Here is a 15,017-nt window from a genome sequence, read left to right as displayed (position 1 = left end):
TCAGGCGGCATTCTTGAGCTTCGGGTCCAGCGCATCGCGCAGTCCGTCGCCCATCAGGTTGATTGCCAGCACGCTGAGCAAAATGGTCAGACCGGGCAGGCTTACGACCCACCAGGCGCGTTCGATGTAGTCACGCGCCGACGCCAGCATGGTCCCCCATTCAGGGGTGGGCGGTTGCACGCCCAGGCCGAGGAAACCCAGGGCTGCGGCATCGAGAATCGCCGAGGAAAAGCTCAAGGTCGCTTGCACGATCAGCGGCGCCATGCAGTTAGGCAGTACGGTGATGAACATCAAGCGCGGCAGAGTGGCGCCGGCCAGACGGGCAGCAGTGACGTAGTCGCGGTTCAGTTCGCCCATGACGGCAGCACGGGTCAAACGCACGTACGAAGGCAGGGACACGACAGCAATTGCGATGATGGTGTTGATCAGGCCAGGGCCGAGGATGGCGACAATCGCAACGGCCAGCAGCAGCGACGGCAGGGCCAGCATGACGTCCATCAGGCGCATGATCGACGGGCCGAGAATACGCGGGAAGAACCCGGCGAGCAGGCCCATCAGAATCCCCGGAATCAACGACATGACCACGGAGGACAAACCGATCAGCAGCGACAGGCGCGAACCAGTGATCAAGCGCGACAGCAGGTCGCGTCCCAGTTCATCGGTGCCGAGCAGGAATTGCCATTGGCCGCCTGCGAGCCAGACCGGCGGGGTCAGCAGGAATTCGCGGTATTGCTCGGTGGGGTCATGGGGTGCGACCCACGGGGCGAACAGGGCACAGAACACGATCAAGGTCATGAACATCAGGCCGGCAACGGCACCTTTGTTCTGCGCAAATGCTTGCCAGAATTCTTTGTACGGCGAGGGGTAGAGCAGGCTTTGATCGACTGCTACCACGGGAGTAGGTGTGCTCATTAGGATGATCTCAGCGCTGATGACGGATGCGTGGGTTGGCAAAGCCGTAGAGGATGTCCACCACGAAGTTGACCAGAATCACCAGGCAGGCGATTAACAGGATGCCGTTTTGCACCACGGGATAGTCCCGGGCGCCAATGGCTTCAATCAGCCACTTGCCGATACCGGGCCAGGAGAAAATCGTTTCGGTCAGTACCGCACCCGCCAGCAGTGTGCCGACTTGCAGGCCGAACACCGTCAATACCGGGATCAGCGCATTACGCAGGCCGTGAACGAACACCACGCGTGCTGGCGACAGGCCTTTGGCCCGAGCGGTACGCACATAGTCTTCACGCAGCACTTCAAGCATCGAAGAGCGGGTCATCCGGGCGATCACCGCCAAGGGGATGGTGCCCAGCACGATGGCCGGCAAAATCAAGTGATGCAGCGCATCAAGAAAGGAGCCGGCCTCATCGCTGAGCAACGTGTCGATGAGCATGAAGCCGGTTCGCGGTTCGATGTCATACAGCAGGTCGATACGCCCGGACACGGGGGTCCAGCCCAGCGACACCGAGAAGAACATGATCAGGATCAGGCCCCACCAGAAGATCGGCATCGAATACCCCGCGAGGGAGATGCCCATGACTCCGTGGTCGAACAGGGAGCCTCGCTTGAGTGCCGCGATCACCCCGGCCAGCAGGCCCAGAATGCCCGCGAAAATCAGTGCGGTAGTCGCCAACTCCAGGGTGGCGGGGAACAGCGCGGTGAACTCCGTCCAGACGCTTTCGCGCGTACGCAACGATTCGCCGAGATCGCCGTGGGCGAGCTTGCCGACGTAATCGAGGTACTGCGCATACAGGGGCTTGTTCAGGCCAAGACGTTCCATGGCTTGAGCGTGCATTTCCGGATCGACCCGGCGCTCCCCCATCATGACTTCGACCGGATCACCCGGAATCAAGCGAATCAAGGCAAAGGTCAGCAGGGTGATGCCGAAGAAGGTGGGTATCAACAATCCCACGCGGCGGGCAATAAAACTAAACATCTTCTGGTGTACCTCATCAGCCGGTTAGGCGTGCCCCGGTGAAGCTCGGGTTACGAGCAGCACCGGTGTTTTTATCTACTTCACCTGAGTGGTGGCGAAGTTGTTATTGGTCAGCGGACTGATGTGATAGCCCTCGACATTCTTGCGCATCGCCGTGAACAGTTTGGGGTGGGCCAAGCTTATCCACGGTTGTTCCTGGTGAAAAATGTGCTGGGCTTGCTCGTAGAGTGCGGCCCGTTCTGCGGGGTCGGTCGTCGCGCGTGCCTTGGAGATAGCTTCTTCAAATGCCTTGTTGCACCAACGGGCGTAATTTTCACCGTTTTTTGCGGCGTCACAACTGAGAATAGGTGTCAGGAAATTGTCCGGATCACCGTTGTCACCCGCCCAGCCGGCGAACACCATGTCATGTTCTCCACTCTTGGCGCGCTTAAGCATCTCGCCCCATTCCAGAACGCGAATATCGACCTTGATGCCTACCTGCGCCAGATCCGATTGCAGCATCTGTGCGCCGACCAACGGATTAGGGTTGGTGACGGCACCACCGTTACGGCTGAACAGGGTGAACACTTGCCCTTTTGGGACACCGGCGTCTTTCAATAGTGCGCGGGCCTTGTCCAGATCACGAGGTGGATTCTGGATATCTGTAGCGTAGCCGAGAAGCGTTGGCGGATACGGGTTGACTCCTTCGGTGGCTTTGCCTTCACCAAACAGGGCTCTGATATAGGCTTTTTTGTCGAAGGCGATATTGATCGCTTCACGTACCCGCACATCGCTCAAGTAGGTGTGCGACGTATTGATGGCAATGTAGCTGGTCATCATGGCTTCCATCTCGTCAATCTTGAGATTGGGATCAGCCTTGATGCTGGCTATGTCGTCAGGTTTTGGATAAAGCGCGATCTGGCACTCGTTAGCCTTGAGCTTTTGCAGGCGAGTATTGTTGTCGAGCGTGATGGCGAAAATCAGCGCCTCGCTGGGCACAGTCCCCTTCCAGTAGTCAGGGTTGGCTTTAAAGCGGACCTGTGCGTCTTTGGCGTAGCGGACCAGGATGAACGGGCCGGTGCCGACAGGTTTGCTGTTCAGCTCGCCGGGCTTACCGGCCTTGAGCAACTGATCGCCGTACTCGGCTGAGTAGATCGACGTAAAGGGCATCGCCAAGTCGCGCAGGAACGGAGATTCAGGACGGGACAGGGTGAATTTGACGGTGTAGTCGTCGAGTTTTTCGACGTTTTTGAGCAGGTCATTGAAACCCATGCTCTCGAAATAGGGGAAGCCGGTGAGCGATTTATCATGCCATGGGTGCTTCGGGTCCCATTGACGCTGGAAGCTCCACAGCACGTCATCGGCGTTCATCGCGCGCGTTGGCTTGAAATAATCGGTGGTCTGGAACTTCACGCCGTGGCGCAAGTGGAAGGTGTAGCCGAGGCCGTCCGGGCTGATGTCCCAGCTTTCGGCCAGGCCCGGTGCGGTATCGCTGGTGCCGGGTTTGAACGTTACCAGACGGTCGAGAATAGTTTCCGCCGAGGCGTCGGCCGTGACGGCCGTTGTGTACTGCACAATATCGAAACCTTCAGGGCTGGCCTCGGTGCAGACCACCAGGGGTTTGGCTGAAACGCTGACGGCGACGCTGAGCAGCGCCAACGCAATCGAGGTTCGTAGAGAAAGCACTTTCATATAGACCCTCCTTAAACACATGAGCGGTGATGGCCTGTGCGGCTGATTGCGGAGGCTTCCGGGTTTCAGCCGCACAAGGCGCTATCGACGATTTAAAGAATGTTGAATGGAATCGTGGTCACCAGACGCAACTCGTTCAGGCTGCCGTCGACCTGATTCTCACTGGCGCGGTGGGTGGTATAAGTCGCGCGCACAGAGGTGTCCTTGAGAGGGCCGTTCTGCAGGGTGTAGCTGGTGCCGATCCCGTACTCCTGGTGTTTTTCACCGTCCATTTTTTTCACGTCGTAAGCGGTGCCGGCGTAGTGAGTACCGTCGATGCCCCAGCCGCGCGCCTCGTACACATTGAATTTCAGGCCCGGGACGCCGTACGCGGCCATGTTCAGCACGTAACCGATCTGGAAGGATTTCTCGTTCGGGCCGTTGAAGTCAGAGAGCAAGGAGTTGGCCAGGAAGATGCCGTTGGTCTCGTGGGCGTAGTCGAAGTACTCGTTACCGGCCACTTCCTGGTACGCGAAGGTCAGGCTGTGCGCCAGGTGCGTCGCGGTGAACGACAGGCTGAAGGTGTCGTTGTCGATCGCGCCGAGTTTACTTTGGCCTGAGTCCTTGGTTTTGTAGTAGTTGAACCCGGTGGTCAGGCCCACGATCGAGGTGTCACCCAGGTCATGAGTGATGCTGACGTAGTACTGCTTCCAGAAGTCTTCCAGGTCCGATGCGTAGAAGCTGGCCGTCAGGGCTTTGGACGGTTTGTAGTCGACACCGGCCATGCTCAGGCGGTCGGCGGTGGCGGTGCTGCTGGCGTACTCGGAGCGGAACCGGGTCATGCTCTGTTCGGTACGCGGCGATACGCGGTCGAAGCTGCCCGCCTGAAGCGACAGGTTGTTGAACTCTTCGCTGAGCAGGCTGAAACCGTTGAAGCTCGAAGGCAGCGCACGGTTGCCGATGTAGGCAATGACCGGCGTGTTCATGGACTGGCGACCGGCCGTCAATGTGCTGTTGGAAATACGCGCCTTGATATTGCCCAGGCCCATTTTGCTCCATTGGTCGACGGCATCACCGTTGCTGTCAGTGAGGGTACGGTTTCCGCCGCCGGCGATACGCGCGTGGCCCGCTTCAAGCGCGACTTCGTTGTAAACGGCGACTTCAGTACCAATCCCGACCGTGCCTTCGGTGAAGCCCGAGGTGTAGTTGAGAATGGTGCCTTGGGTCCAGGTATCGCGACGGTTGGTGGGGACTTTTTGGCCGTCTTTTTGATAGCTGAAAAGGTCTGCGCGCGTGCTGCGTTCCCGTGCGTAGAAGTTACGGGTGGACCCTGTCAGGTGCTGGTCTTCGATAAAGCCTTTTGCGCCGTCTTGAGCGTGGGTGGTACTCAACGTTGTCGGGACGAACGCCTGACTGGCGTTTTCTGCGTGAGCCATTGCGCCCAAGGTGGTAATGGACACGGCTAATAGAACGGTACTGGTCTTTCTCACGATATGAAGCTCCCTTTACTACTTTTATAAGGGCCAGTCTTATGGGTGATCTGGCTTGATGGAACACGGCTACTGCACGCTTCAATGCCTCTGTGCACGCAAGGCATCAAATCGCCGGAATGGCGTTGCCGGGAGCGAAAATCTCGCCCCAGGATGAATGCCGGGCAAACGACGACGGAACATCCCTGTTCCCGACGCGTTCTCGATCACTCAACTATTTTTACGAATAGCAAAGCCATAAGCCTTCGAACTTATGTTCGTCAGGCCGTCCAGTAAATAGTTCGGAGTGCTTCAGGGCTTATGGGAAACATGACTAGAGAGCATGGGAAGCCGCTGATTAGGCAGTTTCCCAACTGACATGAGTTTCTATAAGTTCCGGAAGTGGATGTCACTGCGCCGTGTGTAACAGCGCAGTGACAACACCCTTACTTGCTAACGCTGACACCGTAAAAGGAGTTCAGACCAAACGGGCTGATCTTGAAGTCCTGCACGTTGCTGCGCATAGGTTGGTAGACGGTGGAGTGCGCGATAGGTGTCATCGGCACGGCGTCTTTGAGGAGGTGTTGCGCCTGTTTGTACAGTTCGGTGCGCTTGGCCTGATCCGGGGTTGCCTTGGCTTGCTTGATGATGGCGTCGTACGGTTTATCACACCATTTCGAGAAGTTGTTGCCGTTCAGTGCGTCGCAACCGAACAGGGTGCCCAGCCAGTTATCCGGGTCACCGTTATCGCCGCTCCAGCCAATCAGCATCGCGCCGTTTTCACCTGCTTTGGCGCGCTTGATGTACTCGCCCCATTCGTACGTGACGATCTTGGCCTTGATACCGATCTTCGACCAGTCGGACTGGAGCATCTCGGCCATCAACTTGGCGTTGGGGTTGTACGGACGCTGAACCGGCATCGCCCACAGGGTGATCTCGGTCCCTTCTTTAACGCCGGCTTCCTTGAGCAGCGCTTTGGCTTTCTCAGGGTTGTAGCCCGCATCTTTGATGGTGGTGTCATACGACCATTGGGTCGGTGGCATGGCGTTGACGGCCAGTTGGCCCGCACCCTGATACACGGAATCGATGATCTGCTGTTTGTTCACCGCCATGTCCAGCGCTTGACGGACTTTCAGCTGAGCCATCGGGTTTGGCGTATCGCTGCCCTTGATTTTGTCCATCACGTTGTAGGCGATGTAACCAAGGTTGAAACCCGCCTGATTAGGCATTTTCAACTCTTTGTCCGCTTCGAGCACTTTAAGATCGGCTGGGCGCGGGAACAGGGTGATCTGGCATTCGCCTTTCTTGAGCTTCTGCATACGCACCGACGGGTCGGTGGTGATGGCGAAGATCAGGTTGTCGACTTTGACGTCTTCAGGCTTCCAGTAATCCTTGTTGCCGGTGTAACGGATGTTCGAATCTTTCTGGTAGCTCTTGAACACAAATGGACCCGTGCCAACCGGTTTCTGGTTGATGTCCTGAGCCTTGCCTTCCTTGAGCAACTGCGCGGCGTATTCAGCGGACTGGATGGACGCGAAGCTCATGGCCATGTTCTGGATGAACGCAGCATCGACGGACTTGAGCGTGAACTTGACGGTGTGGTCATCAAGTTTCTCGACCTTCGTAATGTTCTCGTCCATGCCCATGTCGGTGAAGTACGGGAACTCGGTCGGGTAGGCTTTGCGGAATGGATCGTCTTTGTTGAGCATGCGGTTGAACGTGAACAGCACGTCATCGGCATTGAAGTCACGCGTCGGCTTGAAGTAAGGCGTGGTGTGGAACTTCACCCCGTCGCGCAGATGGAAGGTGTAGGTCAGGACGTCAGGGGAAATGTCCCAGCTGGTCGCCAACCCTGGAATGACCGCAGTGCCGCCGCGTTCGAACTGGCTCAAACGGTTGAACATGGTCTCGGCTGACGCGTCGAAGTCGGTGCCGGTGGTGTACTGGCCTGGGTCGAAACCGGCCGGGCTGCCTTCGGAGCAAAACACCAGATTGGTAGCTGCTTGGGCGAAGGGAGCGCTGGCGATCAAACCTGCGCTGAGTAAAAACGGAATGACCGCGTTTTTGAGCATGGTGGCCTCATGTTGTTGTCATTTTTTAGATAGAGGGTGCGACCTCGTGAGTCGACCCTGCCGATACTTATGCAGGGGCCGTACCCAAAGCAAGATGGTGGCGCCAAGGAAACGCCAAACAGTGGTACGAACGTACAAGAATGTCGCATTCATGTACTTATGTGCCAATTTGATCGTTTGCGTGGTCGTTTTCAGAGGAGTTCGCTGCACCGCAGGAGGGCAACCGGGCGTGTGAAATGCACCCGGTTAGCGCGAGAGTGTTACGGATTGCTATTTATTCAGGCTGACGCCATAGAACGGCGTCAGGCCAAACGGGCTGAGTTTGAAGTTCTGCACTTCTTTGCGCAGTGGCTGAAATACCTTGGAGTTGGCAATTGGAGTAATCGGCACCTGTTCCTTGAGAATGTGCTGAGCCTGCTGATAAAGCCTGATCCGCTCTGAGCGGTCACGGCTCAATTTTGCCCGCTGCACCAGCGTGTCGTAGGCCGGATCACACCACTTGGCGAAGTTGCTGCCGTTGACCGCCGCGCAGCTGTAGAGCACGCCGAGCCAGTTGTCAGGATCGCCGTTGTCGCCGGTCCAGCCATAAATCATGACGTCGTGCTCGCCGTTTTTGGCGCGCTTGATGTACTCACCCCATTCGTAGCTGACGATGTTGGCCTTGATCCCGATTTTTGCCCAATCGGCCTGGATCATCTGCGCGGACATACGCGCATTGGGGTTCGACGCCCGCTGTACGGTCATGGCCCACAGGCTGATTTCGGTGCCCGGCGCGACCCCCGCTTCCTTGAGCAGTTGCCTGGCCTTGGTCGGGTCGTAGGGTGCGTCCTTGATCGTTGGGTCGTAACTCCACTGGTTGGGTGGCAGGGCGTTTTGCGCGAGTTGCCCGGCGCTCTGGTAAACCGCCTTGATGATCGCAGGCTTGTCGATGGCCATGTCCAGCGCCTGGCGCACCTTGAGCTGATCCAGCGGTGTGTGAGTGACGTTATAGGCGAGAAAACCAAGGTTGAAACCGGGCTGGCTGAGCACCTGGATGTTCGGGTCTTTTTCCATCAGCTCGATGTCCTGCGGGCGCGGGTAGCCGCTGACCTGGCATTCGCCGGTCTTGAGTTTTTGCAGGCGCACCGCGGCATCGCTGTTGATAGAAAACACCAGATTGTCGAGCTTCACATCCTCCGGCTTCCAATACGTCGGGTTGGCGCTGTAGCGGATCTGCGAGTCTTTTTGGTAACGCTTGAACACGAAAGGCCCGGTGCCGATGGGCTTCTGGTTGATGTCGGCGGCCTTTCCTTCCTTGAGCAACTGCGCGGCATATTCAGCGGACTGGACCGAGGCAAAGCTCATGGCCAGGTTCTGGATAAAGGCTGCATCGACGTTGTTCAGACTGAAACGCACGGTGTGTTCATCAACCTTGTCGACGCTTTTGATCGTGGTGTTCAGGCCCATGTCGTTGAAGTACGGCGATTCGGACGGGTAAGCCTTGCGAAACGGATGATTCGGGTCGAGCAGACGATCGAAGGTGAACAACACATCGTCGGCGTTGAAGTCCCGAGTGGGTGTGAAGTAATCGGTTGTGTGGAATTTAACGTTCTCGCGCAGGTGGAAGGTGTAACTCAGGCCATCGCTGGACACCTCCCAGCGGGTGGCCAGGCCAGGTTCGACTTCAGTGCTGCCACGTTCGAATTGCGTCAGCCGGTTGAACACGGTTTCGGCCGACGCATCGAAATCAGTGCCACTGGTGTATTGGCTCGGGTCGAAGCCGGCAGGGCTGGCCTCCGAGCAGTACACCAGGGTGCTGGCGGCCTGGACGACAGGCGTGCAGGCCAGCAGCGCGGCGGCGAGGAGCAGCGGTTTGAAGGCGGTCTTGTCCATAGTGGCCTCGAGAAGGTGATGCAAACGCGTCGTCTGGAATCATGCGGCGATGTGGATAGACACAATAAACGCTGAGTTCGTAAAAGCCATCCTTGTGGCGAGAATCGCGGAGCGTCATCCGCGTTTCGCTTCAGCAATCTGCACTTCAACGAAGTGCTGAATCAACGAGGCCTGCGGCTCTTTCTGGCGCAGGTCTTTGACCATTTTGCTCATGCGCTGCAACTTCTCGCTGGGTTTGGCCCATTCAGTTTTCGGCAGCGGAGCGGACCATGCCTGCATCGCCTCGAGCACGGCGGCGCGGCCCATGCTTTTGATGCGGCGGATTTCCCATTCGGTGAGGTGATTGGGCAATGTCCAGAGGGTCATGACGTGGTACAGGTACCACCAGAACGGATAACTCCAGCCCACTTCCCCAGCTTTGCGCCGACGGCGCATCCGTTCGCGGGCGTTGTAGAACGTGTGCAGCCCTTCATGTGGCGGATCGTCGGTGCCTAGCAGGTCGAGCGGGTCCTGAATGTCCTTGAGGGTGTGGACTTCGTACTCCATGTACGCACGAATGGCTTCCCAGTTACAGACGGCCAACTCAAAACCGCTGCAGTGAAACTCCAGGGTGTATTGCTGATCGTGAGGCGGGTGGTAAAAACCGAGGCCCATGGCGTATTGGATGTTCAGGCCGTATTGAGTAACACCTCGGGCCTGGACGACCCACGCCGAGAGTGATTCCCACGGAACGAAGATCGGTTCGGTTTGACCGGCAGGGACGAAGCAAACTTCACGGCGTTGGCGGTTGAAGCGGGTGGGGACCAGGGTTTCGTATTTGGCGAGGTGGTTGAGGGAGATGATAAGGAACATCAGAAGAACAGCGCCGCCGCCCCATGCACCTATTTTGAGGAGCATGGGGAATGGCCCTGTTAAAAATATCATTGCTTCTTCAAACGTTCCGCCAATCACCAAACCCGTAAATGCAAAAATAATAGGCATGAGAAAAGCAGACAAACAGAAGCAAGTAAATGGCCCTCCTAGGGTTATCTGCCAACCAAACACAGCAGGCAGTCCGAATCCAAAATCCATGTAGGTATCATTTACTTCACCTACCGCATTTCCGTAATCCTGAGCCAGCCTGTCGGTGGGCAAAGGAACGGGGGCCAGATAAATAACCTGGCCGCTGGGGAAGTTTTCGATCATCCCTGCATACGGTTCACGACTGATCGGTGGCGGCGCGTTATGGGGCGGCTTAGCCATATCAGTCGTCCTCCTGCGGCAGGTGGAGGGGATCAATCAGGGCGTCATCGCCGTCCTCTTCTTGACTCTCTCGTTTCGCTTCAGCGATCTGCACTTCAACAAAGTGCTGAATCAACGAGACCTGCGGCTCTTGCAGGCGCAGGTCCATGACCATTTTGCTCATGCGTTGCAGCTTCTCGCTGGGTTTGGCCCATTCAGCTTTCGGCAGCGGAGCGGACCATGCCTGCATCGCCTCGGGCACGGCGGCGCGGCCCATGCTTTTGATGCGGCGGATTTCCCATTCGGTGAGGTGGTTGGGCAGGGTCCAGAGGGTCATGACGTGGTACAGGTACCACCAGAATGGATAACTCCAGCCGACTTCGCCCGCCTTGCGCCGACGGCGCATGCGTTCGCGGGCGTTGTAGAACGTGTGCAGCCCTTCATGCGGTGGATCGTCGGGGCCTTGCAGGTTGAGCGGGTCCTGAATGTCCTTGAGCGTGTGGACCTCGTACTCCATGTACGCACGAATCGCCTCCCAGTTGCAGATGGCCAACTCAAAACCGGCGCAGTGAAACTCCAGGGTGTATTGCTGATCGTGAGGCGGGTGGTAAAAACCGAGGCCCATGGCGTACTGGATGTTCAGGCCATATTGAGTAACACCTCGGGCCTGGACGACCCACGCGGAGAGTGATTCCCAGGGGACGAAGATCGGTTCGGTTTGGCCTGCGGGGACGAAACAGACTTCACGGCGCTGGCGGTTGAAGCGGGTGGGGACCAGGGTTTCGTATTTGGCGAGGTGGTTGAAGGTGATGATGATGCCGAGGGCTAGGGCGAGGCCGCCGCCCCACGCGCCGATCTGCAAGCCAGAGGGGATCAGGCCCAACGTGAAGTCGCTGGCCTCTTTCAAATCCCCTCCAAGACCAAGAACTATTATCCCGACCAACAACGGCAAGATAAACGCATACAAACAGGAACACGTAAATGGGCCCCCAACTATCATCTGCCAACCGAATACAGCAGGCATTCCTAGCCCGAAGTCCATATAAACGTCATTTACGCTGCCCACTGCATTCCCGTAGTCCTGAGCCAGGCTGTCAGTGGGCAAAGGAGCGGGGGCCAGATAAATAACCTGGCCGCTGGGAAAGGTTTCAATCATCCCTGCGTAAGGTTCCTGATTGATCGGCGGAGGACTGCTAACGGAGGGTTTAGCCATATCAATCGTCCTCCTGTGGCAGGAGGAGGGGATCAATCAGGTAAAAAGAGCATTTCTCCCCTTGAGGTTCAAGGTTCTTATCAGCGATCTCACCGTCTTGGCCGTCGAGAGGCACTCTGAATTGATAAACGTTGAGTAAGTAAGCGCCATCCTCGGGGCTAAAGTCTCCAAGCTCAACGGTCACCACCAGCTCGTCGCGCTCGGTGGCGGTTGGGCGATACTCGCGAGTGGGTGCCTCAAACTCCAGAACCAGAGGTGTTACTTGTTTGATCTGCAGTTTTTGGATCAATGCGTCAGTCGCAACAGTCCAGCGCTCGACGGGATTGACGCGCGTGGTGTGAGTCCGTACTTCATAGCCGCCTATCCTGAGCACGGTTTTGGCTTTGCTGTTGCCAAAAGGTTTCATCAAATCGGCACTGGAGGTGGTGGGCAGGTGCAGCACTATTCGCGTCGCGGACAGGGTGCCCTGATCATCAGGTTGCTCGGGCCGCACCTCGATTTTTGGGGCCTTGACCTGAACGTGCAGATTTTTTTGGTACTCGCTTAACGGCAACGACAAGCGTCGATCCGCATCTCGACTCCAGGGTGTCGTTTGCAGCCATCGATCATGGCGACTGAGGTTATAGCGGTTGTAAAACCAACTGCCCGACAGTTCCAGAGCGGTAAACAGAATCCCGGCCATATTGACGCGAAAAAACACCAAGGACAGACGTGTGCCCGCTACGGCCCAAGCTGCCAGACGGGCTTCGGTTTGCATCGCAACGGATAGGACGTTTTTACCCGCCATCAATGTTTCACCGAAGCCATAAGCGTTGCTTAGTAAAAAACCGCTACTGCCCATCATGCTCAGGGTGGCACCTGCTTGTGCTGCCCCGTTACCTTCGCGTGCGGCATTCAGCCAGTTGTTATGGGCGCTTCTCAGGCTCATCGCAGCGGCCACCGTCCCGGCGAAGTAGCCGATTAAACCTAATCCGAGATGCAACTTCCCCATTTGGACGTGCACGCCTTTCAACTCGGCTACTTTTATGTTCTTACTCAACACCGCTGCCTGTGCGCCAAGTGCGGTATCAACAATTCCTCCGGCGGCACCAAAGCCGGCTGCGACTGTAGTGGAGAGTGAACTCCAAAATGAGGCAAGGTCTTTTTCGTGACCCGATTGGGCCCTTATTTCCCTAATCACCTGCACAAAATTCACCAACTGCGCCGCAAACACCAGCAGCCCAGCCCCATCCCCCAACAACCCGGCTGTAGGCGCAGCCCTCACCCCCTGCCGATAGTTATCCAGCAGCGACCGTACCTGCGCCTGCTGCTCGGGAGGAAACACCAAGGCCAACCCCGGCGTGCCGGCCGTCGCTGTTTGCAGGTGCACCGCGCCCTCTGGCAGTTCACGAATCGGGCTCAGCATCCGGGCCAGTCGCTCTTCCAGAACGTTAAGTTTCTGTTGAGTTTCAGGCCGCTGGTTTTCCAACTCTTGAGCCAGCCAGTGATCTTTTTCCGCACGATAGCGACGGGCATTGTTGTTCAGGGAACGCAGGTATCTACGTTTCGCCTGCACCTCCTTGACCGTCTCACCCAAGGCTTTCAGGTCATCGGCATCGGCCACTTGAAAGCTGACCTTCTCGCGCCGGGCCGCGTCGAGCAGGGAAACCCCGAAGGTCTTGGGCAGGTAGCGAAACAGTGCCTCGATGTCCGGCATCTGGCCTTTGTCCAAGGCCTGCATGAAGTCGTGCAGCCCTTGTTGCACGCCCCACTGCACGGCGGGGGCGAGGGTGCCCCAGGCGGCGGTGGCGTTGACTTGGGTGGCGTGGGGCAGGGTTTCGATGTCCGGCAGATGGCCGACAAACAGTGTTTTCAGCTTCTCGATCCACTCCGGCGCGCTTTTAAGCAGTCCCCAGCCCGCGTTGGTGAACAAGGCGAATTGTGCGGCCAGTTCGGTCTGCACGCTCAGCGGCAAGGTAAAAAACAGTGACCGACTCTGATGCGGGTTGCGGTTGAGCCAGGCAACAATGGTGTCGTTGGCGGTGTCACTGCGGCACAGGTCTTTCAAACAGTCGTATTGGGTGAGCAAGGCGTGATCGATCTGCTCCGGATCGTTGGCGTCGTAATACCAGGCGGCGCGGTGGAAACGGTTGTGGGTCAGCATCTCCAGTCGGTCATAGGTGATGCGATCAAGCAGGGTGTTCCAATGCGCGAGCTTGGGGCGTTGCGCCTTGAGAAAAGCGTCCATGCGCGGACGGTCGATCAGGTCGTTGATCCCGCGCTGGCCCCAGCGGGCGCCGTACAGCAGGTCTCTTAGTCGCTTGTCCTGTTTCCGGTGCAACTTGGCCAGGGTTTGCCAGTGGGTGGCAATAAACTCAGGGTCGGCGGTGGCAAGTTTTTGCTTGAGGTAGTAAAGCTCGACGGCTTTCTCCAGCTCGCTGGCCATGTTGTAGCCAATGGCTCGCACCGGGCCGATCTGGATGCTTTTTAGCTGGGCCTTGAGGTCGGCAGGATGGTCAGGGTCGGAAACACCGGGCAGCGGATTGGCAACCGGATCAAGGTTCAGCACCTCCAGCAACGCCTGCCGCGTTTCACTACGTTGGGGTTCGGGCAGCTTTTCCAGATCAAGCAATAACGCCTTGAGCGCAGGGTCATCGGTGCTCTCGGCCATTTTTCTGAGGTTGGCGGCACTGATCTGGCTCAGCGATTCGATGTAGCAGCCCAGCACGTAATCACGCTCGGTGTGGCCTTCTTCCTGACCGCTGCGGGCCCAGTCATCGATCCAGCCCACCACCTTGTCCTGATAGTTCGCCAGGTCGCGCATTACGCCGATATCGTCGCGTACGGCGAGGAACAGGAAGTCGTTTTTGTGCTCGTTGCTGACCTGGCTGGTCAGCTCCTCGATCAAGGTCTGACGAAACCGTGGTGGGTGTTCCCACAGGTACGGGATGTTTTCTTCAGGCGTAAGGCCTTGATGAGGGCTATCGTGATCCGGCGCCACCTCGGCCAGCCATTTCTTCGCGTGTCGCTCATGCAGCAGCGGCGCGACGATGTGTTCGCTGTTGACCGGCGCCAGGTCGATACGCTGCATGAAGTGCTCGCGCTCGGTGGCGCTATCGAGCACCTGCCGGCACTTGGCGACGGTCCACTGCAGCTCCGAGTAGGCGACATGCAGCACGCTGCGCCGGGAGACGATCATTTCTGGAGGATCACCCAGGGGCGGGCGATCCTCTTTAAACGCGTTGCCGGTGAACAGCCAGTACTCGAGGGAGCCGTCTTTGATGCTGTATTCACTCAGCATTCCGGTAGCGCTGTCGATTACATACAGATAACCGTCACGCAGCATGCGCAGACCCAAGGGGCGGCTTTGTAGCGTGTAAGGCATCGCCAGATCAGCACTCGGATCTAGGCTGTCTTCAACCAGGCCGTAACGTACCGGCAGCAGGTGAATGGTTTTTTGCAGCAGTGGGCAAACGCCGACTTCGCCGAAGGGTGTGGCGCTTTTGGATTGGGCGACCAGATTGGCCATGTGACCGCGTGGGGTCATGAAGTCGGTCATGGCTGGCTCCCGACCTGCTCAGCGCTGGAGTGGTTGTGATCGGGGTTCG

The 15,017-nt window shown here is 57.6% G+C and carries 9 protein-coding genes; all 9 read right to left on the bottom strand.

The features are described from left to right. Entirely contained in the window at positions 1–912 is a 912-nt protein-coding gene (locus AC1MEA_RS03985; RefSeq protein WP_480916804.1) for an ABC transporter permease subunit, read from the bottom strand. Between the two features lie 10 nt (positions 913–922). Further along, positions 923–1,933, bottom strand: a complete 1,011-nt coding sequence (locus tag AC1MEA_RS03980) for an ABC transporter permease subunit (protein ID WP_480916802.1) — start codon at positions 1,931–1,933, stop codon at positions 923–925. 75 nt (positions 1,934–2,008) lie between these two features. After that, positions 2,009–3,604 (bottom strand): ABC transporter substrate-binding protein, encoded by a 1,596-nt coding sequence (locus AC1MEA_RS03975; protein WP_480916800.1) that lies wholly within the window; start codon positions 3,602–3,604, stop codon positions 2,009–2,011. A 92-nt stretch (positions 3,605–3,696) separates the two neighbouring features. After that, positions 3,697–5,073: an OprD family porin gene (locus AC1MEA_RS03970; RefSeq protein WP_480916799.1), complete on the bottom strand. Its 1,377-nt coding sequence runs from the start codon at positions 5,071–5,073 to the stop codon at positions 3,697–3,699. 425 nt (positions 5,074–5,498) lie between these two features. Then, positions 5,499–7,124, bottom strand: a complete 1,626-nt coding sequence (locus AC1MEA_RS03965) for an ABC transporter substrate-binding protein (RefSeq protein WP_480916797.1) — start codon at positions 7,122–7,124, stop codon at positions 5,499–5,501. A gap of 270 nt (positions 7,125–7,394) precedes the next feature. Then, positions 7,395–8,996 (bottom strand): ABC transporter substrate-binding protein, encoded by a 1,602-nt coding sequence (locus AC1MEA_RS03960; RefSeq protein WP_480916795.1) that lies wholly within the window; start codon positions 8,994–8,996, stop codon positions 7,395–7,397. A 114-nt stretch (positions 8,997–9,110) separates the two neighbouring features. Further along, on the bottom strand, positions 9,111–9,893 hold the full coding sequence (locus AC1MEA_RS03955) for a hypothetical protein (protein WP_480916793.1): 783 nt from the start codon (positions 9,891–9,893) through the stop codon (positions 9,111–9,113). A 346-nt stretch (positions 9,894–10,239) separates the two neighbouring features. Then, positions 10,240–11,430 carry a hypothetical protein gene (locus tag AC1MEA_RS03950; protein WP_480916792.1) on the bottom strand — a complete coding sequence of 397 codons (1,191 nt, stop codon included), beginning with the start codon at positions 11,428–11,430 and terminating at the stop codon, positions 10,240–10,242. A 1-nt stretch (position 11,431) separates the two neighbouring features. Beyond that, positions 11,432–14,968 carry a T6SS effector BTH_I2691 family protein gene (locus AC1MEA_RS03945; protein WP_480916790.1) on the bottom strand — a complete coding sequence of 1,179 codons (3,537 nt, stop codon included), beginning with the start codon at positions 14,966–14,968 and terminating at the stop codon, positions 11,432–11,434. Between the last annotated feature and the right edge of the window lie 49 nt (positions 14,969–15,017).

Source organism: Pseudomonas sp. ASL8, assembly GCF_056680355.1.
The sequence above is the reverse complement of the archived record's forward strand: the minus strand, read 5'-3'. Positions and strand labels throughout refer to the sequence as shown.

Coding starts and splice junctions, on each gene's coding strand:
- AC1MEA_RS03985 (WP_480916804.1), bottom strand. CDS start 912: ATGAGCACACCTACTCCCGTGGTAGCAGTCGATCAAAGCCTGCTCTAC.
- AC1MEA_RS03980 (WP_480916802.1), bottom strand. CDS start 1,933: ATGTTTAGTTTTATTGCCCGCCGCGTGGGATTGTTGATACCCACCTTC.
- AC1MEA_RS03975 (WP_480916800.1), bottom strand. CDS start 3,604: ATGAAAGTGCTTTCTCTACGAACCTCGATTGCGTTGGCGCTGCTCAGC.
- AC1MEA_RS03965 (WP_480916797.1), bottom strand. CDS start 7,124: ATGCTCAAAAACGCGGTCATTCCGTTTTTACTCAGCGCAGGTTTGATC.
- AC1MEA_RS03960 (WP_480916795.1), bottom strand. CDS start 8,996: ATGGACAAGACCGCCTTCAAACCGCTGCTCCTCGCCGCCGCGCTGCTG.
- AC1MEA_RS03955 (WP_480916793.1), bottom strand. CDS start 9,893: ATGCTCCTCAAAATAGGTGCATGGGGCGGCGGCGCTGTTCTTCTGATG.
- AC1MEA_RS03950 (WP_480916792.1), bottom strand. CDS start 11,430: ATGGCTAAACCCTCCGTTAGCAGTCCTCCGCCGATCAATCAGGAACCT.
- AC1MEA_RS03945 (WP_480916790.1), bottom strand. CDS start 14,968: ATGACCGACTTCATGACCCCACGCGGTCACATGGCCAATCTGGTCGCC.